This window comes from Polaribacter cellanae, from assembly GCF_017569185.1.
Taxonomy (GTDB): Bacteria; Bacteroidota; Bacteroidia; order Flavobacteriales; family Flavobacteriaceae; genus Polaribacter; species Polaribacter cellanae.
Genome location: NZ_CP071869.1, coordinates 2,071,192 through 2,090,981, shown reverse-complemented (window position 1 = coordinate 2,090,981; position 19,790 = coordinate 2,071,192). Strand labels below are relative to the sequence as shown.

The 19,790-nt window shown below is 28.5% G+C and carries 18 protein-coding genes, 1 tRNA gene and 2 pseudogenes; 13 read left to right on the top strand and 8 right to left on the bottom strand.

The window, feature by feature from the left end:
* Nucleotides 1-64: 64 nt before the first annotated feature.
* The 4 genes from J3359_RS09210 to J3359_RS18580 form a co-directional block, all read right to left on the bottom strand.
* The gene (locus J3359_RS09210; protein ID WP_208076633.1) at nucleotides 65-514 is read right to left on the bottom strand and encodes a contact-dependent growth inhibition system immunity protein; all 450 of its coding nucleotides are present in this window, start codon (nucleotides 512-514) and stop codon (nucleotides 65-67) included.
* Entirely contained in the window at nucleotides 514-4,557 is a 4,044-nt protein-coding gene (locus tag J3359_RS09205) for a DUF6443 domain-containing protein (protein ID WP_208076632.1), read from the bottom strand. Before J3359_RS09205 ends, J3359_RS09210 begins: the two co-directional genes overlap by 1 nt.
* 3 nt (nucleotides 4,558-4,560) lie before the next feature.
* Nucleotides 4,561-7,569, bottom strand: a complete 3,009-nt coding sequence (locus J3359_RS09200) for an RHS repeat domain-containing protein (protein WP_208076631.1) — start codon at nucleotides 7,567-7,569, stop codon at nucleotides 4,561-4,563.
* Nucleotides 7,570-8,074: 505 nt separating this feature from the next.
* On the bottom strand, nucleotides 8,075-8,188 hold the full coding sequence (locus tag J3359_RS18580; protein ID WP_437440099.1) for an IS1/IS1595 family N-terminal zinc-binding domain-containing protein: 114 nt from the start codon (nucleotides 8,186-8,188) through the stop codon (nucleotides 8,075-8,077).
* A gap of 173 nt (nucleotides 8,189-8,361) precedes the next feature.
* On the opposite strand from J3359_RS18580, the gene J3359_RS09195 reads away from it, so the two are divergent.
* The 10 genes from J3359_RS09195 to J3359_RS09150 all read left to right on the top strand — a co-directional run bounded on the left by J3359_RS09195 (nucleotide 8,362) and on the right by J3359_RS09150 (nucleotide 14,852).
* Nucleotides 8,362-8,652, top strand: coding sequence for a hypothetical protein (locus tag J3359_RS09195; protein ID WP_208076630.1), 291 nt, complete (start codon nucleotides 8,362-8,364; stop codon nucleotides 8,650-8,652).
* 283 nt (nucleotides 8,653-8,935) lie between these two features.
* Complete coding sequence (locus tag J3359_RS09190) at nucleotides 8,936-9,196, top strand: hypothetical protein (RefSeq protein ID WP_208076629.1); 261 nt, start codon at nucleotides 8,936-8,938, stop codon at nucleotides 9,194-9,196.
* Nucleotides 9,197-9,355: 159 nt separating this feature from the next.
* Nucleotides 9,356-9,637, top strand: a complete 282-nt coding sequence (locus J3359_RS09185; protein ID WP_208076628.1) for a hypothetical protein — start codon at nucleotides 9,356-9,358, stop codon at nucleotides 9,635-9,637.
* A gap of 782 nt (nucleotides 9,638-10,419) precedes the next feature.
* A complete protein-coding gene (locus J3359_RS09180; RefSeq protein ID WP_208076627.1) occupies nucleotides 10,420-11,238 on the top strand; it encodes a hypothetical protein in 819 nt (272 codons plus the stop codon).
* A 3-nt stretch (nucleotides 11,239-11,241) separates the two neighbouring features.
* A complete protein-coding gene (locus J3359_RS09175) occupies nucleotides 11,242-11,775 on the top strand; it encodes a hypothetical protein (RefSeq protein ID WP_208076626.1) in 534 nt (177 codons plus the stop codon).
* A gap of 102 nt (nucleotides 11,776-11,877) precedes the next feature.
* Nucleotides 11,878-12,207 carry a helix-turn-helix domain-containing protein gene (locus J3359_RS09170; protein WP_208076625.1) on the top strand — a complete coding sequence of 110 codons (330 nt, stop codon included), beginning with the start codon at nucleotides 11,878-11,880 and terminating at the stop codon, nucleotides 12,205-12,207.
* Nucleotides 12,208-12,209: 2 nt separating this feature from the next.
* A complete protein-coding gene (locus J3359_RS09165) occupies nucleotides 12,210-12,551 on the top strand; it encodes a plasmid mobilization protein (protein WP_208076624.1) in 342 nt (113 codons plus the stop codon).
* Nucleotides 12,526-13,146: a relaxase/mobilization nuclease domain-containing protein gene (locus J3359_RS09160; protein WP_208076623.1), complete on the top strand. Its 621-nt coding sequence runs from the start codon at nucleotides 12,526-12,528 to the stop codon at nucleotides 13,144-13,146. The genes J3359_RS09165 and J3359_RS09160 overlap by 26 nt, the downstream gene beginning before the upstream one ends.
* An 85-nt stretch (nucleotides 13,147-13,231) precedes the next feature.
* A complete protein-coding gene (locus J3359_RS09155) occupies nucleotides 13,232-14,137 on the top strand; it encodes an IS982 family transposase (protein ID WP_437440098.1) in 906 nt (301 codons plus the stop codon).
* A gap of 220 nt (nucleotides 14,138-14,357) precedes the next feature.
* On the top strand, nucleotides 14,358-14,852 hold the full coding sequence (locus tag J3359_RS09150; protein WP_208076622.1) for a hypothetical protein: 495 nt from the start codon (nucleotides 14,358-14,360) through the stop codon (nucleotides 14,850-14,852).
* On the opposite strand, the gene J3359_RS09145 is transcribed toward J3359_RS09150, so the two are convergent.
* A complete protein-coding gene (locus J3359_RS09145) occupies nucleotides 14,849-15,049 on the bottom strand; it encodes a helix-turn-helix transcriptional regulator (protein ID WP_302850173.1) in 201 nt (66 codons plus the stop codon). The two genes, J3359_RS09150 and J3359_RS09145, sit on opposite strands and share 4 nt — an antisense overlap.
* Before the next feature lie 121 nt (nucleotides 15,050-15,170).
* Here J3359_RS09145 and J3359_RS09140 point away from each other — a divergent pair, with 121 nt between their 5' ends.
* The 3 genes from J3359_RS09140 to J3359_RS09130 all read left to right on the top strand — a co-directional run bounded on the left by J3359_RS09140 (nucleotide 15,171) and on the right by J3359_RS09130 (nucleotide 17,973).
* The gene (locus tag J3359_RS09140; RefSeq protein WP_367890397.1) at nucleotides 15,171-16,508 is read left to right on the top strand and encodes a transposase; all 1,338 of its coding nucleotides are present in this window, start codon (nucleotides 15,171-15,173) and stop codon (nucleotides 16,506-16,508) included.
* Between the two features lie 530 nt (nucleotides 16,509-17,038).
* On the top strand, nucleotides 17,039-17,308 hold the full coding sequence (locus J3359_RS09135; RefSeq protein ID WP_208076619.1) for a hypothetical protein: 270 nt from the start codon (nucleotides 17,039-17,041) through the stop codon (nucleotides 17,306-17,308).
* A gap of 200 nt (nucleotides 17,309-17,508) precedes the next feature.
* Nucleotides 17,509-17,973: a hypothetical protein gene (locus J3359_RS09130; protein ID WP_208076618.1), complete on the top strand. Its 465-nt coding sequence runs from the start codon at nucleotides 17,509-17,511 to the stop codon at nucleotides 17,971-17,973.
* 107 nt (nucleotides 17,974-18,080) lie between these two features.
* On the opposite strand, the pseudogene J3359_RS09125 reads toward J3359_RS09130, so the two are convergent.
* The 3 genes and pseudogenes from J3359_RS09125 to J3359_RS09115 all read right to left on the bottom strand — a co-directional run.
* Nucleotides 18,081-18,227 (bottom strand): annotated as a pseudogene (locus J3359_RS09125) (transposase); the annotation flags it as partial.
* Nucleotides 18,228-18,240: 13 nt separating this feature from the next.
* Nucleotides 18,241-19,118, bottom strand: a pseudogene (locus J3359_RS09120) (IS982 family transposase).
* Between the two features lie 439 nt (nucleotides 19,119-19,557).
* A tRNA-Gln gene (locus J3359_RS09115) sits at nucleotides 19,558-19,629 on the bottom strand.
* Nucleotides 19,630-19,790 lie beyond the last annotated feature (161 nt).

Sequence of the window (19,790 nt, the reverse complement as noted above, 5' to 3'; positions counted from 1 at the left end):
TCATAAAAAAAGCTATAACTGCATTTAGTTATAGCTTCATTAATATTTATGAAAAATACTCTTTTTATTTACTTTTTACAAAAGCTTGCTCTAAAGCTTCTGCTAATTTTTCAAGAGTTGAAGTTATCGGAATACTAATTCTTCCATCATAATCATACCTAAAACCTTTTCGAGTACCCTGATTATCTGAAGGAGTGATATGTATATAGTTATCTCTGATATAAGTACTAATATTCATACTGTCTTTATGAAGGTCTTTAACATTTTTTATGCCTGTAACTTTTACATTGTCTTTATGGAAAAACAACTCTGAATCTCTAGGTGGTTGTATCCCGATTTCACTATAATTTAAAGATTTTTTTAATACTTCTGCTAACTCTAAAAATGTTATATTATAATCTACAATAAAAGGAGGTATTGCGTAACTACCTGAATCTTTTATTGTTCTTAATGGGTAAACTACTGTTTTACCATCTTTAAATTTTAAAATATTAGCACTTTTAATTTCTTTCATTAATCAATAAATTTAATAGTAAAATTGATGTTTTTATCTAAAGCGTAATTAACTGCTTTTTGTATTTGCTCCCATTGTTTTGTGTTTCCTGCTCCGGTTTCTACAGCTAATTCTAAAGATTTACTAGTAAAATCTCTACCTTTTTGTATATCTGCAAACGTACCTGTTGCTTTATTACCCCAAGCAGCACCACTAAAACCGTCTAATTTATCAATATAACCTTTCAATGTATTAAATACTTTATTCCCTTTTTGGTAACTTTTAGCTCCCAAATCCATACTTTTGATACTTGTTGCTACACCATCAACTATTTTATCTATTACAGGAAAGTTACGTGCCCATTGGGTGTTAGCTCCAAGCATATTTTCAATAGACCTACCTCTTGTAAATCTATTCATATTCCATACAGAACTTGCCTTTCTATAAAGACGTCCCAATTGGACTATTGCACCACCCATTGCAACATCTAAAGTAGCTTCTCTTATTCCTGCATTAAGACTATTAGCAAGACTATAACCAGATTGAGGGTATCGCATACCAAACTCTGCTAAAGATATGTTACCATCTTTGATAACTGCTGGTTTTCTTGTAGGTAAACTAGCTATTTTCTTTTGGAGTGCTTTTATCTGTGCCTTCCTTTGATTCATAATACTTCTTATCTCTTGAAGTGTATGTGTCTTTTTAGTCCAAGTAGCAAAACCACCTCTATGAGCTGTAGCTTTATTTCCTTCTAAATCAAAACTTAATTCAAGACCTTCTAAATCTGTACCAGATGTAACATTATTTTCCGCATATGCATATGTAGAGTTATACTCATACGCAGGTGCTAATGGATCTATTTGTAAAAACCTTCCAATTGTGCGGTCATAAGTTCTATATCGATAGAAGTGCCAGTCTAAACCTAAATCTCTATCTAAATGCTGTCCGTGGAAAGTTTTGTGATTATTTTCAGAACCAATAACTACATTATTATACCCTTTATGTTCAAGTCCAAAAGGGTAGAAATTTCGCTCCTGTAGGATTTCTGTACTAGCTTGTATAACTCCATCGTTATTACTATCAGAGTATGAGAGCCTTACGTTTCCGAGGTTATCCTTATACTGATACACATACTTCCAAACATTTCCAGAAGTTCCATTTGGAGAAGCATACCCTTCTGCATGATTAAAAAATTCTAACGTTTTAGTTCCAGTACCTATTTTTTTATAAATAAAATTTCCAGCATATTCTGTGAGTTTCCCATCAGCTACTTTACTTTGTTTTACTCCAGTTGCATCATATTTGTAAGTTATTGTTCCTCCTGCTAAGGTAACACTTTTTGGTAAATTTAAATGATTGTAGCTTATTGAGGTTATTCCTTTGTTTACGTCTGTTAACATATTTCCATTAGCATCATAACTGTAATCATTAGAGCTATCAGCAGTATTATTTAGGGCATCATCTTTAAAGCCAAATTGATCATTTGCAAGTGCATCGCTTACTTTCATTAACTTATTTCCACTGTCATAAGAATATGTTAAGTTATCCATTTGTCCGAAAGAAGTGTAGGAAGAATTTAAATGACCATCTCTTTTTAAATTTTTAATGTTTCCATTTTTATCATACACAATTCCCCAAACATCATATCTTCCTGTATTATCATTTGCACTTGTAATTCGATTTAAAGCATCGTAAGAATATGAATATTTATTACTAATCGTGTTTCCAGATGGGTTAGCACTTGTTGTTTTCCATAAGGTTTGGCTTATATTCCCATTATATAAAGCAGTTCCTCCTGTACTTGGGCTGTTATAGTTAATTTCAAAGCCAAATAAATCTCCTGATGCTAGTGAAACTGAAGCATTACTGGTATTATTGTCATTGATACCTCTCAGCCACCCTCTAACATTATATTTATAATTTACCATTTGCAATCTATTAGTATTGCTAGATTCACCTCCAACTCCTTTAGTTATCAGTTGCCCTAAATCGTCATAGGTATTTTCCGCAATCGTCTCGGTATGTGTCCCAATGGTTTGACTATGCTTTTTTAGTCTATTCATATGATCATATGTCAAATCATCTTTAATAATTATTGTAGAGGCTATATTATCTCCTGTTTTAGAATGATGAGATTTTGTTTCTATAACTTTTCCTACAAAATCTAATTTACTCTCTACAATATCTAAGGAGTTTAAATATTCATTTTTTGAGTAAGTATATATTGGTCGAGCCTTAGCATCGTAATAGCTTACTGTTGTAATCCATTTTGCTGGGTTTGTATCTAAGATTTTTATACGACTTCCAGTAACCAGTCCTTTTACATTACTTGTTGATGTAACGCCATTTGTGGTGACAGATATTCCAGCGCCAGCTCTATTAAAGGTATAATTATCATAATAACTTACAGTTAATATTTCTAAATTTGAATTTGGAAAATCGCTATTCGAGTAATAAGTTCCACTGTAACCTGTTCCTGATGTTACTTTTGTCTCATAGTTTTGAGCTTCACTTTTGTTTTTAAAAGTTGTTTGCATGCTTGTCCTGCTTGACAAAGAAGCATGTGTATAAATTCCTGTATATATAACTCTACCTAATTGATCGTATTTGGTAAATAACCATTTTTTAGGCGTTCTTTGATTAGCATCTTGAGTCAGCACAGGTCTGTCTAAATTGTCATATATAATATATTCCCAACCTTTTCCTGGTATTTTTTTCTCAACCAAACGATTTCTATGATCATATTTGTATTGATAACATAATTCTGACAATTTTGTTGAATTTGGTTTAGATGTGTTTGCCTCTGCTTTAGGAGGTAAAACATAGGTTAAGTTTCCAAAATCATCATATACGTAGTACGTATCATGTTTAGCCTGTTGCTCTCCAGTATCAGCAGTGTCTCCATCTCCATTTAAATCGATATCTGCATAAGTTCTTTTTAAAACAACTTGACCTTGTTTATTTTTAAACTCTTCTGTAGTATGATTTTTAGTGGTGCCAGTATGGTTTTCATCTTTGGTTATAGTTTTGTATAATTGAGAAGCTTTGTAATAACCAGAATTAATAGATGTATTTAATTGTAAAGTAGGAGTGTAAGTATTGTTTGAAAAAGTAGTGGTCACATAATACTGTCTTACCTCTGTAGCTGTATTGGTAGCATATTCAAATTGTATGGTATGCCCAGCGCCCACTTTCCAATCTTTTCCTGGAGCTGCCTGTTCTAAAACTCGGTTTAACGGAGATTTGTCAAATACTTTTTGTGAGTAGGCATTTGTATTAGGTACTGTAACTCCTGCAAAATCTTCTGCGTATTTTGTTTTGTAATAGTGATTTGTAGTGGTTGCTAAATCTCCTGTCCTGTAAAGTCCATTATTAGTTGTAGCTGCAAATGGTAAATATTCTTTTGCTTGACGCCCGAATGCATCGTATTCGATATGAGTAACAATGTCTTGTTTTTGCCCTCCAGCTCTTATAGCTATAGATTGTTTCGCTCTTCCTAAACCATCGAAATAAGTGACATTTTCAATTTTCTCATCATTTGAAAGACCAGATACATCTGTGGTTGCTTTTCGTGGTGTTATTGTGTAAATGTAATTCTCGTTACTTAAGTTAGTTGTTGGATTCGGTGTTGGATTTGGTGTTGAACTTCCAGTAGATGACCCTATAACAACGTTTAAAGAGACTGTTTTAAAAATAAGTTCTTCAAATTGCTTGTCTACAATTAAATATGTTATCGACCCACTCCCAGAGGCAGTCCATTTTATTTGAATATTTGTATTGGATTGACTTAAAATAACCCCCTTGGTAACTGCCCAAATACCTTTTTGATTTAAGTTTATGGCAGGAGCGGGGCTTAGCAAGTACGTTTTAATATCATTTACTTTAACAGAAGTAAGACCAGAAATGATAGGAATAGGTGTTGCTGGATCTCCCGGACCCCCAGGGCCTCCTGGTCCAATAGGTACCACAGGGTCATCATCAAAAACGGTTAAGTTTGTATCTTGGGCGCTTGTAATAAAACTAAAAAATAAAAGTGTCAAACACAATATAAGTAGCTTTTTCATATCTTAGTTTTTATAGTTATATTCATTCTCAGTTAATATCTTGCCAGCAGCATCTTTAACTTGTTTTAGGCGGTTAAAGGTATCATACTCATAGTACATCGTATAGCCTCTCGGATCTGTAATACTAGTAACTCCAATTAAAGGGTCGTAAGTGTATGTAGTAACTTGAGCGTTGGGGAGCAAAGCTCTTACTAAACCTAACTTTTCTCGTAATGTTTTCTCATTACAACTCTCTGAGTCTAAACATCTACTAGTATCACTATTTGACGCTAAAACTGCATTGTTTATAGCTAATTGTTGAGCGGAAGTGAAGCTAGTGTATCCTACAATTTTGGCAATGGGTTTTGTTTGTTGATAACCCCAAACATAATAAATTTTTAAACCATCTTTCTTGCTAACCTCTGTAGGATTTCCCTTATCGTCATAATCATGATAAACTATCCTGTCTTCAAATGTACTTGTTCCTTTTGCAGTTTGGACTAAGTTAGGTAGAATAACATTATTGCCCCAGTCTTTATAAACAATGTAGTTAGCAGATAGTAATTTTTTTAATCCAGCTTTATCTTTATACATTTTAGTTTGTATAGCTGGTACTAACATAAAATTATCTTTTAACTTATTGGTTACCGCTGAAGTATTTTCAATCGTATGAGGGTATTCATATTGAGTTTCAATTTTATTATTGATAACACTCGTATTACTAATTTCTTTTTTTAACAAAAAGTGTTCTTGCTCATATTCATAATCTGATGATGAAGATATAACTAATTGACCATTTTTATATTTTTCAGTTATTGTTTTATGAATAGCGCTTTTACCTAAAAGTATATTGTAATTAAAGGCAACAATTCCTAACCCTCCTTCATTAGAATCTTGAACATAGACCTGTGCTTTTAAAGCTTTAATTATCTTTTGTTTTAGATTTGTATAAAGATTTTTCTGTCTTAAAACTAGTGAATAAGCATTGTTTTCATAACTGTAAACTTCTTTTGATTCTAATCTTCCTTGTTGCCATTGAGGGTAAAAAGATAGTTCAACATTTGGATACGGAGTATGAAGTATAGGTAGCCCTTGAAAATCTAAAACAGAAGGCTTATAATTGTAAACTGTTTTTCCTGATATTCCTTGTTGACTATTAAATTCTGTGACCTTAGAGTATTCTACTGGAGAGCCATTATTAGATTTTATATCAACCGGGTCTGAACTGTAATTTTCATATTTATAAGAAGGACGTACACCACCAGAAAAAGGGCTACCAGGAATAGAGACTGATTGAGTTTTATTATTATCGTATTTGTACAGCATTTTTCCATCCCCTGCGTAAGCTTCTCCATTATAGGTGTATCTTTTTATCAGAGAAGGGATGTCGGTAACATCATTAATAAAATGTTTTATAGACTTTATGCGTAAACCTCCAACTGGAATTGAAACATTGTTTCCATCTTTAGCATAATGGGGTTCAAAATCAAATTTAACAATTCCTTTTGTTGGGTACTTTATTTCTTCTAACACTGCAGCTTTCATATGTACTGAACTAGCTTTTCTATCTGAAGTGAACGTTTGGTTAAAACATGAAGGAGTTTTATAATATGTGGCTTCAGGAACTAAAGAACTATTGGATGTTTTTCCATTATAATATCCCCAATAATCTTGAGCAGTGCTATTTCTTTTAGGTAATTGTCCAGAATTATATTTAAATGAATATTTTTTTTCTTCTACATTATTACTACTGTTAAAGACAATTTCTTTTAATTTTAAAGATTTGGTTGGTGCATTACTACTTAAAGGTTCTATAAAGTTCCCAAATGTAGTCCTATTAAAATAATGATTATTGTCTAGAATTATACTTTTGATTTTACTATAGGTATTTTTAATTTTATTATAAATTTCAATGCTTGATAATCTGTATTCAGCACTATCTTCTCTATCTTTAACAGAGTTGAATACTATTTTTCCAGACTTAAATAAGATTTCCTTTAAATATTTAGATTCTCTACTTACACCTGAGTAATTTACTTTTAAAGCAGTACAATCGCCAATAGTATTTGAACTTACATCAGAACTTAATTGATAACCGTCTATTATTTTACTAAATCCTTGTGAAAAAAAACTTTCAGGATTAGAGTAACTCTTATATTTAAAACTAATTGTATCTAATTTATTCGCCGAAACAATCTCAGTTAAATACCAAGAAGAAATGTAGTTGGGATTTATGTAACTAGTTGTACCTGATTGAGTAGAACTAGAAGGAATTGTTTTTTCTGTTACAGAATTTCCTTGAAAATCTTTACCAAATTTATACAATATACCGTCTGGAGTAGTTATGCTGATGTCCCCCCCATCATAATTATTGATATTTTCTTCAATTTTCACTGTTTCATAAGAAGATGAATATACTTTTCTAGGTATTCCATCTAAAAAAAAACCTCCAACATTACCATTAAAATTGTAAATAAATTTATCTGGTTCTCCATCTTTTGTTTTAAACCTAACAAGTTTATCTAAATAGATTTTTTTATTTAACTCACTTGGACTCATATAGTTTTCATCGATAAATAGACTAAACCAATAAGGGTTAGCATTTGGGTTTATCCATCTTGGGTCATTTGTCATTGCTAAAGGGTCTCCAAAATACTGATAATCAACAGCATTTGGGGCTGGTGGTCTATCAACATACCCGTCAGGACTCCCTTTTACAGTTCTAGTAATAACACCTCCTGCATTTAGACTCCAGCCTAAACCTACACTCGAAGCTCTGTCATTTACCTTAATTCCTGAACTATGATAACTAATAGAGATTGGTAAAGTAATAGAAGAAGTATTTAAGGTATACAAAGGAACTGAAATGTTAACAGTGCCAGTATTTAAACTTACAGGATAATCTGCATATTTCCCAAGAGAAGCAATATTAGGAGACGAAGGTGCGTAAGAATTCAATTGAACAGGTGGGGTTTGAGCCTTTGAAAAAATGGTGATTAGTAGCATTAAAATAAAGCCAGTTATTTTTTTCATAATTTTTTATTTATGTAATCAAAAATAAGGAAATTTTCTAAAAAAATATTAATAATTGAGATACTGTTCAGAAGCTATTTGAGAAAGTATCAAGCAAGGCTGTAATACTAATATAATTTTGAGATTTGTATTTATTATTGACATCATTTTTTATTTTCTTTTTTAAAAGAATCTTTTCCTAGAGTATAAAAATAATAAAGAAACATTATCTTTCTACATTATAGAATTGCTAAAATATATAATTCATAAATTTAAAAAAATGATAATTATCATATATAACAATTATTGGTCATCTTTCGATAATTTAATATTCATAATTTTATGAATCTATATTTTATTTTGAAAGTAAAAAGCAACTTTACAGTTTCTTAATACAGATTTTATATAGTCAATGAGTTGCTTACGAATAACTAAGATTAAGAAATCACAGTACAGTTGCAGTTATTCCAACACTTTCTCTTAAGAAGAGATAAATGTTTTTATCTGTATTCTCCCTATAAGCCTTTTATATATAACTTCTTTGAAAACTACATTTACAACTTTTACAATAGTATCGTTGTCTCCCATTTGATTGTTTACCATTTTTAACGGCTAATCTCTTACACTTTTTACATTTCATTTAGCATTTTATTTATTTGGTTAAATGTTGTTCGCAAGCTCGTTTCATAACTTTTTCATCAACTAATTTGAACCACCAAGGTCAGAAAGAACTATTTTATGTTTTAGAAATTTATCATCAACTATTCTGTACCATTACCCAATTTAGCAATAATTTTAATAATAAACAACAAAATGGTTTACTTACAATATATTCCAGATTATAAAGATATAAATTTGCTATATTCTGAAAAAGAACTTGTTCGGTTTGAACAAGGAAAAGCTTTTTTAAAATTAAAAATAAATTCAATTTTAGTAAAAGGAAAATTTATTGATGAAATAAGTGTTTTACGAAACGAAGAACTTGGGAGATATCTTATGAGAAGAATAAGTTATAAATTAAATCAGATTCCAAAAATTAAATTAAAACCTTATGAAGTTATTCAAAAAATTGAAAAGGAAAATTTTGAAAAAAGTTATGATTAATTTAATCGAAACAGAATTTACTAAAGCTAATTTTAAAGATGTAGAAAGTAAAGTTTTTATATACAAAACTAATGAGTTTATATATGACTCCAAAGAAAACCGAATGAGAGATTTTTTATTCTCACTAAGCATTAAAACTAATACTATCAACCAAAGGTAAAAAGATAGATCCAGTCACAGCCCTTTACTTTTCTAAAGCAGCTGTTGCTATTATGGGATTAGAAAATTACAGAAAAAAAATACTATATCTTTAAGAATAGGAGCGATTGCAATAACTGAAGAAATGATTATCGAAAAAAATGAACCCAATAGAGATAATCCACCATATAATATAATAATTAAAGCAAAAGTTAGGTTTCCAGATGAGTTAAGAAATAGAGAGATGCAAAAATTTGATACTGTGCAGAAAATACAGCCTCAATATCCTTGTAGATTTTATGACTCCAATACAAATGATTCTAAAATAAACAGATTTAATGGTAGAAAAAAAGGGACTTACAAAGATGCTATAGCACTAATTATATCTGGAAGTAGCTGGATTTAAAAAAATAAAAAGGTAGTTATAACTTTAGTAAAAACTTACGATAATGTAAAAAATTGTTAATCTAAAGCTACATGCGTACACTTTTTCTATGTTCATGAGTAGCAATTTAGTATACATTCTTGCAATAGTTTTGTCAAATAACATAAAATAATGTATGCGATGAAACTATTAATTATTGACAAAAATGGTTTTAGAGAATTTATCGAAGCTAATCCAAACCCACAAGATAAAACTGATTCAAAATCTATAATTGAACTTTTAAAAGAAAGTATCAATCAAGATAAAAAAGAACCAGTCACTAAAGAATTAGAACTACACACATTTACTTCTCTTTTAAAGCTCCTTACAACAAGACCCTCATTATACTCATGGATAGAACGCGGAGATCTTATACCAGTAAAAATTGGTGGTCGCGTTTTTTTAGACACCAAGACATCCTAAAAATGATTGCTCGCAAATCTGCCGAGTCACAATCTATCTAAAAATTTTATTTCCCATTAAGTAACTAACTATCCTCTTTTGAGGTTAGCAAGTTGTGTAAATGTACGTACCTCCCATTTCCAAACTTGTTTATTCGCTTATCAGCTCATAAAGATATAATGTGCCAAATAAATGATATCGCTTTTATTTAAAAATTTGCGTCAATTTCTAATTATCATATATTTAATAAAAATCTTAATTCATTAAATTTAAATAAAAAATGATAATATCATTTAATAAAAACATAATCTTAAAATTTTCAATAAAAGACATTAGCTCCTGGTAAAATTTTCAAAATTCAGAGCTCAAAAAAACTAATAACAATACTTAAAACTCTTCTTAAATAATTTTAATACTCTAAATAATAGGTATTTAAAATTAATTTATTTTATTTAAATAAAATGTTATAACTTATTATAACCATAAATTTTAACGGTTAAAATCAGCATGTTCGTAATTTTTCAATAAACTACTTAATTCCTAATTTAATAATAGAAGATCCGTGAAATTTTAACATAAAAAACAAGGAAATATAATAAATTAAAATTCATAAATGAAGCCTATTAATCAATAAAAAAGTGAGCAAATTATTTCGAAAGCTAAAATCAAAAATACTTATTCAAATGAGAATACTCTAAAAGATGTTTTAGTGAAATTAGTAACCATAAAGTTCTATAAAAAAGAATTTGGTGTTTGAGTATCGTAATGTAAAAGTTAAAAAAACCTTCAAAAATTAAAATCAAATGATAAATATTCTACCTGTCGATACTAGACAAAAAATCGACTTAATTACAGAAGAGAGAGATTTAGTTTTTCCGAAAGAAGAAAAGAAATTTTTATCTGAAAAAGGATCTATAAATTTCCTTGCCTCTTTATCAACAATGAAACTACTATTTAAACCTTCAGAAGATCTTAAAAAAGCCCAGATAAGATTCGATGTGATATTGAAATCTGATGAAAACATACTTGGAACAATTAAAAAATACATGTACTATTTTATTCAATTAAAAAAAAACAAAAAAGATGAAGATTTACGTAGTTTACTTTTAAAACTAAAGTCTACGGATTATAATTTGAACATTAAAGCGAACCCCTCTTTAAACAATTTTATTCAAAAGGTATTTATCGATGATATTAGTCTTATCAGAAATTTTGAGTTAGGATACTACTTAATGAAAGAAATAACTTTTTTAATCATCCGACCTTTCGAAAATCAACTGAAACTTACTAATTCTGAAATTATAAGATCTATTCCTGAGAATAAATTTAAAGAAGTGATTTTAGACTTGATACATAAGAATTGTGATATAGATAATATTGCCATAAAGAAATTACTATATAACTGCAACTTGTTTCTAAAAGAACATTATAAGAAAAATGAAATGAGGTCTTTATTTTTTTGTTTAGATATAAAAGAGAATTTTTTATTTTTTGAGAGAAAATTAAATTTTATACAAAAAATTCAAGAAAAAATAATTGAAAACATATTTATAAAATATGATTTAAGTAATAAAATTGATAAAAATAACCAAAATGACATGGACAATGGTCTATCACTATAAATCATGAAAGAAGAACTACTAAAAATAATAGAAAATGAAAGTGCAATTGCCGCACTCACAAAAGACCTTACCACCTTGAACACAAGCAAAACTATAAATTGCATGAAAACTAAAGAACTTTTAAAAATTCTATTACAATTATATGATAAAAAAAAGTACAGAGAATTAAATACGATATCTATAAGAATAGGAGCTATTGCAGTAATTGAAGAAATGTTACTTGAAAAAAACGATCGTAGAAGAAGTATCTTAGATTATTATGATGTTATAAAAAAAACTAGGGTTCGTTTTTACTTAAACATCAAAAATAGGGATATTTCAAAATTTGAAACTGTAGATAAAATACATCCTCAATATCCCTGCAATTTATATGAAACACTTACTAAAGATAAGAAAGTAAACATTAGTAATGCTAAAAGAAAAAGCAAATACTTAGAGGCAATTTCTAAAATCATTTTGGGATCTGAGTGGATTCTAGAAAACCCCTTAGCTTACAAATCTTTTAAAAGAATATATAATGAAGTAAAAGATTGTTAATTAATTGCTGGTAGCGTACATAAAATTTACGTACGCTACCATTAATTACCATAAAGTATAGCTATTAGTTTTGTTGTCAAATAACACTAAATAATGAATATAATGAGACTATTAATTATTGATGAAAAAGGGATTAGAGAATTTACACCTTTAAAATTAGACAACAAAAACGAAAATGAATCCAATTCCATTATTAAATTTCTAAAAGAAAAATTGGATTCAAAAGAAAGCTTAGCTCCTAAAAAAGAGTTAAATCTATATACGATTTCCAAATTGGTTGAATTATTTCAAACCACCAGGCCTACTTTATATAATTGGATTGAGAAAGGAGACTTAACTCCAATTCGTATCGGTGGAAGGGTTTTCTTTAATCAGATAGATATTGAAGAAATGCTTCTTAGAAAATCTTTCAATTCAATTACAGATAAATAGGTATGAGTTCTATAAAAAAAACTGAACGCATATATCTTAGAGTTACTCCTGAAACAAAGTTAGAGTTATTAAAATTAAAAAAGAAATACAACATTTCTATTTCCAGCTACCTAATTCATTTAATTGAAAATAAAAAATTATACATACAAGCTTTACCAGATAAAAACACGCTGAAGCTTCAAAATGAATTAGGTATAATAGGAAAGAACTTATGGACTTTAATTAAGTACAACAAGACTTTAAAACTTACTGAAAAAATATCATTAGAAAAAACGATTTATCACATAAAACTATCTCTTGAAAAAATAAATAATTATTATGATCGCAAAAATATTAACAGGTAGTGGTAAAGGATGCTTAAAACTTTTACAATACATAACGACAAAAGATAATCAGGTAATTACTTCTAACAATATACTACCTAATTTAAAGATAACAGAAGTGGTTAAAGAGTTTAAAAAAACACAGTCACTAAATAATAGATGTACAAAAAACCTAATGCATATTGTGTTATCGTTTCCTAAAAGTGAAAAAATAAACTCTTTTAAAATGAAAAACATTTCGGAAGATTTTATTAAAGCTTTTAATGCAAATGATTGCATGAGCATTACGTATCAACATTATGATCGTGAACACCCTCATTTACACATTGCTTTAAACAAAGTAAAGAATGATGGTTCAATTTTATCCGATTCGTTTAGCCATTTAAGAGCAAGAGAAATATGTCGGAAAATTGAGCAAATCTATGATTTAGAGCAAATATCTAATTATAGTACTAAGAATAAAAACACTTCTATTGAAAAAATTAAAGAAGACATTGATGCTGCAATTTTAGCTTCAAGATCCTTCCAACAATTTATAGAAATCATGGCAATCTATAATTATAAAGTTTTAAAAGGACGAGGTGTGAGTTTTATTTATAACCTGAGTTCGACGTAAGAAAGCCTATTTTTTTATTGTAAAAAAAGTAGAAAATTAGTATATTTAAATGCTGAATATCAAATTTTTAACTAAAATTCTACTTATGATTTCTATAGATAAAATTACTACAATTTTTTGTGATATTGACGATTTTTGTCAAGTTTTTGAGCCTGCTTTACAAAAAAGAACGATTTCAGGCGGAAAAAAGAAAAGAAATCGTTCTTTTAAAATGTCCACAAGTGAAATATTAACCATAACTGTTCTTTTTCACACAAGTAATATTAGAACATTCAAACATTTTTACCTTTTCTATGTTCAAAAGCATTTAACTGATGAATTCCCTGAGACAGTTTCTTATAATCGTTTTGTTGAGCTAATGCAAAGCAATATGCTTCCTTTGATAGTGTTTATGAAAACCTGTTGTTTGGGTAAATGTACAGGGATATCCTTTATAGATTCAACTCCTTTGAGAGTGTGTGACAAAAAGAGAATTAAAAATAATAAAGTCTTTAAAGGAATTGCGACTACTGGAAAGTCTACCATGGGATGGTTCCATGGTTTTAAATTACATCTATTAGTAAATGATAAAGGTGATATTCTGAACTTTATCATCACCCAAGCCAATGTAGACGATAGAACACCAATCAAAGAAGACAATTTTTTAAAAAAAATTGTAGGAAGTTTATACGCAGATAAAGGGTATATTTCAAAAGAAATCACTCAATTACTTTTTGAAGACGGACTGCATTTAGTTACTGGAATTAAAAATAATATGAAAAATGTACTAATGACAATGCGTGACAAAATTTTACTGCGTAAAAGATCAATTATAGAAACAATTAATGACCAACTTAAAAATATCGCCCAAGCTGAACATTCTAGACATAGAAGTTTTAGTAATTTTATCACAAATTTAGTAGCTAGCCTTATTGCTTATTCTTTTCAAGAAAAGAAACCATCTATTAAATTTGAAACAGAAAGTACAGCACAATTAGCTCTTTTTTGCTAAATCCTTAGGTCGAACTCAGGTTTATAAGAAAAATGGGGCTAAAATAAAAGGGAGTGCAGTAGGTAGAGGGTATAGTTTATCTGGTATTACTAAGAAAATTTTACAAAACATTGATAAATCAATAGATCAGGATAATAACTTAAAACAAGAACTATAAATAGCTAAAGTTTTAAAAAAACAGTATAAAAAACAAAACAGTTTAATTTAAATAATAAGAATAATGGAAAATTTAGAAACAAAACAAATTTTATTACAATTAGAAAAACAACATGAAGATTTTAAAACCCTTAAAAATGATGTGCGGGATATAAAAAACAACAAAATAGGTAACGATGTCGTTAGTGTTTGTAAAATGACTTTACTTAAAATTAAAAGTTTTGAAGAAAAACATGATAAACTACATGAAGAGGTAAAAAGCAGTATAACTATCTACAAAGCTATTCACAGTTACCTTGAAGGTATTATGTCTAAGTTTCCACTAAAAACAACTCAAGAAATTATTTTCAAAGGTAAAATTAAATGGCAATTGTATCTATTCACTATTTTTCTAACATCTGTTATCATATTCTCTACAATTAGATACAATAGCTATGTCGATAGCAAAAACGATACATTTCATGATAAAGCGTTCAAATCATTATTAAAAAAAGATTTGCCCGATAATTTTAGAAAACAATTAAACTCCTTATTAGAAGAAGCTAAAAAAGATAGTTAATAATCAAAATCAAAAAGATCTTCAACCTTTTTATTTAAAGCTTTAGAGATTGCCAATAAGGTAGAAATTGTTGTATTTATCTCCCCTCTTTCAATTCTTCCAATTTGAGAAACAGGAATATCTAAATCATAGGCAAGTGCTTCTTGTGTTAAACAAGACATTTTCCTATGTTTTTTTAAGGCGCTTTCATAAAACAACGCATCCCTTGTTTTTACGAGGGATTTGTTGTATTTTGTAGCTATAATAAACCCCGAAAATGGCCAATATAGGCAAAAAACGGGGTTTTAATTTCGACAATTATGAAAGTACGAAGAATTTCTGAAATGCAACACCGCATTTCAATTTTTTCCCCTCAGCGAGAATTATGATGCTCATTATGCGCGATTTTTAGAGGGAGATTTAGGTAAAATCTACTCTGCAATTCCTTGGAATGATTTAGTTAGCTCTTTTGGTATTTCTGAACAATCAAAAGGGAGAAACTATCTTTTTAGTCCTAAAGGAAGACTAGGTTTAATGTTTTTAAAACATTATGCTAATTGTTCAGATAGAAAATTGATTGAGCAACTAAACTCGAATTTAGACTATCAATTTTTCTGTGATATAGAACTAGGTTTTGAACGTTTAACAAACTATAAAATAGTGAGCCAAATACGTTGTGAATTAGCAGAGAAACTCGATATTAATTCCATAGAAAAAATTCTATTCAACTCTTGGAAAAACGAAATTGAAAACCCCAATCAAATTGTAATGGATGCTACTTGTTATGAAAGTGAAGTTCGTTACCCTAGCATCCAAAAATTACTTTGGGAGTCGGTTCATTGGTTGTACAATCAATTACGTAAAACCTGCTCTATATTAGGGGTTAAAATGATTAGAAGTAAATATATCAAGTGGAAAAAACGTTATCAAGGATTTAGTAAAATGCGAAGAAAAACCAAGTCGAAACGTATTTCATTAACCCGAGGTTTACTCAATCTGTTAAGTAAATTTATCAACTTTGAAAAAGAGTTGTCAGAAAATCACAATATTGAGTTTATAGCTTTGTATTATAAGCGAATAAATACAATTCAAAGGATTTACAAACAACAAAAAGATCATTTTGATACAGGAGAAAAAATCAAAGATAGAATTGTAAGCATTCAAAAGGATTATATTCGTCCTATTGTTCGAGGAAAGGAAGTAAAACCTGTTGAATTTGGAGCAAAAGTTAACAAAGTTCAAATTGATGGAATTAGCTTTATCGAACATATTAACTTTAATGCATTTCATGAAGGAAATCGTTTTATTCAAACAGTCCAAAAAGCACAAGGATTAACTCGAAAAAAAGTAAAAATAGCTGGAGCAGATAAAATTTATGCCACCAATAAAAATAGAAAACACTGTAGTTCTAAGAACATAGAAACAGACTTTATCCCCAAGGGAAAAAAGCCGAAAAATCATAAAGAAAAAAAGCAACTTAGAGCTATTATCGCAAAAGAAAGAGCTACAAGATTAGAAGGTTATTTTGGAAAGGATAAAGAATATTATCACTTACGAAAAATAAAAGCCAAAACTAAAAAGAATGAAATTCTATGGATATTCTTTGGAATACACACAGGGAATGCTCTTGAAATTGGCCGAAGAAAAATAGCTAAAACAGCACAACAAGTAGCCTAAATTTGAAGCATTGAATATAGTTTTATGGGAGAGGTATGTCTTGTTGGGAAATTTTTAAGAAACTGAACCCTTAAAACAGCTTTAAAACAAAAATTGAGGGTAGAATTTAAATAATTATGCCCGCAATTTTAGCTGCATTTTTAAAAATAACCTATTTTCTGAATGTGCCTTTTAAGTTTAAACCAAAGGCCTTAATAAATAATTCTTCTTTTATTTTTATCACATGGTAAAAATTAAAAAACATTATACCTTATTTAAACTCATGTATGCGTTATTTTAATAATATTTGAATTTAGACAACATTATGAAGCAAAAATATATTCTTTTCTTTCTCTGGATAATTCAATTACATACTTCTTGTACAAGTAAAATAGAATCCTTTAAAGGGGATTATACTTTTTATGTCATTACTTACATAGACATTCCTAATGACTACGGTATTACAACCTACTTTAGAACTAAAAAAATATCAGAAATAGGGAAGCAGGTTTATCTTTAAAATAAAACTAAGTTTAAAAGAAGAAAATAATTTGGATGAAATACAAGGGGAAATGAATTTTAACTTTTTCCTAAAAGAAAAGGTTGGTTCACGTACTAAAATTGTAAAAAAAGATATCGACTTACGTTTAGAAAAAATCTTTTTAAAAAATGATACTTTAAATTTTGAAGTAGTAAATAGTTCGACTAAGGAAGCTGGAAAATTTTTTAAGGGGTATATGTATAAAAACAACACAAATATAACTATTGGATTAGATGATAGAGTGATTGGAAATAATGAATACAGATCTGAAATTCCCTAGTTTGTTACAACTAAAAACAACAAGATAGTTTTTAAAATTATTGATAATAAAAGTGTTGTAGAAAAGTTTAATACAAGGCAAATAGATTCTTTAATGAAGAACAAAACTAAACTGAAAAGTCAAAAAAATAATGAATTAATTACTGATAACAGTGTCAATTTCTTACAAAAACAATTAGAAAAATTAAATCAACAATACAAATGCAAACAAAAGAAGAGTTTTATGAAGCTATTAAAAATGAAGATATTCGTTTAAGAAAATTAAAAGAGTCCAATCCTTATTTACTCGAGGAAATTATATATCATATGGATATAAATTTCCCTGATTGGTTAACCAATCAGGGAGTTGGTAAACTTGCTGGATTTTTTATTTGGACAATTTTTGAAGAAATTAATAAATTAAAAATCATTACTGTTGATGAAAATTTTAAAAAAAGAATTGGAAGTACCTACATTTTTTTAAAGTCCATTAATAAACAAGTATTTGAATATGAGCTGCTAAATAAGTTTAATAATGATTTTGAAGAACAGATGAATAAATGTAGATATTTACCTACCGAAACTTTTGAAAAATTGTGCGATGAGGCATTTCAATTTTATTTAGATTTTTTTCAAAAACAAACTACTTTCGAATTCAAAAATAAATTGTTTCAAAGAAAAACTTGACACTATCCAAAAAACTGTGTAAGTTTAAAAATTCAGGGTTAAATTATTTATAGTTTAATCCTGTTTTCAAATATAGCTAAAAATTGGTTTAAAATAATGCCCCAATTTCAAAATGGCATTTTCCATTTTTTAGTACTTTCTCTTACTGCTAGATAAACTGATTTCATCACAGCATCGTCTGTTGGAAAAGAGAGTTTGTTTTTTGTATATTTTCTAATTTTACCATTTAAGTTTTCGATTAAATTAGTTGTATACCCGTTGTGCATTTTAAATTATGCTAATTTTAATGTTATTGATATTTCTATCAAAAATAAACTTATTGATGTATTGTATAGTTGTTAAAGAAGTTATTTTCGACAGTACTCTGGTTTTAAATCCATCAAAAGATTTTGCATAATTTCTTCTAATCATAAATTGGCCGCAGAGCTGTGAGAATAAAGTTTCTATTCGTTTTCTTTTTTTTCTAAAGATATAAGGTTGTTTCTTATAGTTGTTTTGATTGTTTCTCATTGGAGTATTCAATTTTATATTACAGGTTTCAAATAAGTTTAACTGAATTTCTGCCGATAAATAACCACGATCTCCAATTAAAGTACAATTACTAATTTCATCTTTGATATCCTTTAAATAGTTGATGTCATGTACAGATGCTGGACTTAAATCAATACTTTAAAAACCCCACTAATAGAGCAAATCGCATGTAATTTATATACGTAATATTTCGAACCTTGTGAGGCACAAAATCCTTTATTTGGTGCGTTTTCAATATTTTCTTTGCAAACTGTAGAACGTGCACTTCTTGAAAACTTAGAAACCTCTAAGGGCATACTATCAATCACGAAATAATTTTCAAAATCATTAAAGAAGGAAGCTAATTTTAAACGAATACTGTTTGTGTGCTCAAATAAATTTCTCCTTCTTCTATTGTAAACGCTTCTTTCGATTTTTAGTAAAAATGACTCAGGAAGGTTTCTAAATAAATCATTTTCACTGTCAATTCCCATAAATTCAGCAGTTAAACTTAAACTAATCAATTCTAAATCGCTCATTTTAAGCTTTCTCCTTTGATAGATTAAAAGCTGTTCTTTTGATATTTTTCTTAAAACTTTCAGTATTCTTTCATAATTTGCGTTTAAGTTGCTCATTGTAAATGATTTGTAGTTAAATCAATTTACTGATTATCAGTAATATGGACAACTTTTTTATACTAAATCAAAATGCACAACGGGTATTTATTATTATTTAAACAAAGAAAAATCTTTAGAAAAAGAATTTCTTAAAAACCAAATTATCTTAATGAAAGATATTGGATTAGAAAAAATAAAAGTAGAAAGGTTGAAAAATGGAGTTAAATATTTAGAGGGTTTGGATAAAAAATAAATTGTAAAAAAATAGAAAAATTTTAAAATCTCAAGATTAGAAAATAATCTTGAGATTTTTTTCTTTAAATTTGTTTCTATTATAGATTTATAGAACATTTTAAGAAAGAATTAAATATAAATTTCGGAATTAAATAAATCGGGATATAATCGGAAGTAAAAAATTAAAAAACCCTCTAAATCAATCGATTAAGAGGGTTTAAAGTTGGCCTACAAGGACTCGAACCTTGAATGTCGGTACCAAAAACCGGTGTGTTACCAATTACACCATAGGCCAATGCTTCTTAGCGGATGCAAATTTAATGCATTCTTTTAAATTCACAAACATTTTTTTGCAATTTTTACTTTTAACAAAGTTTTATGAAGTAGAATGCTTGCAATAAAATACATAGAATAGTCATTTAATAATAATTATTATTAAATTCGCAACATATTATT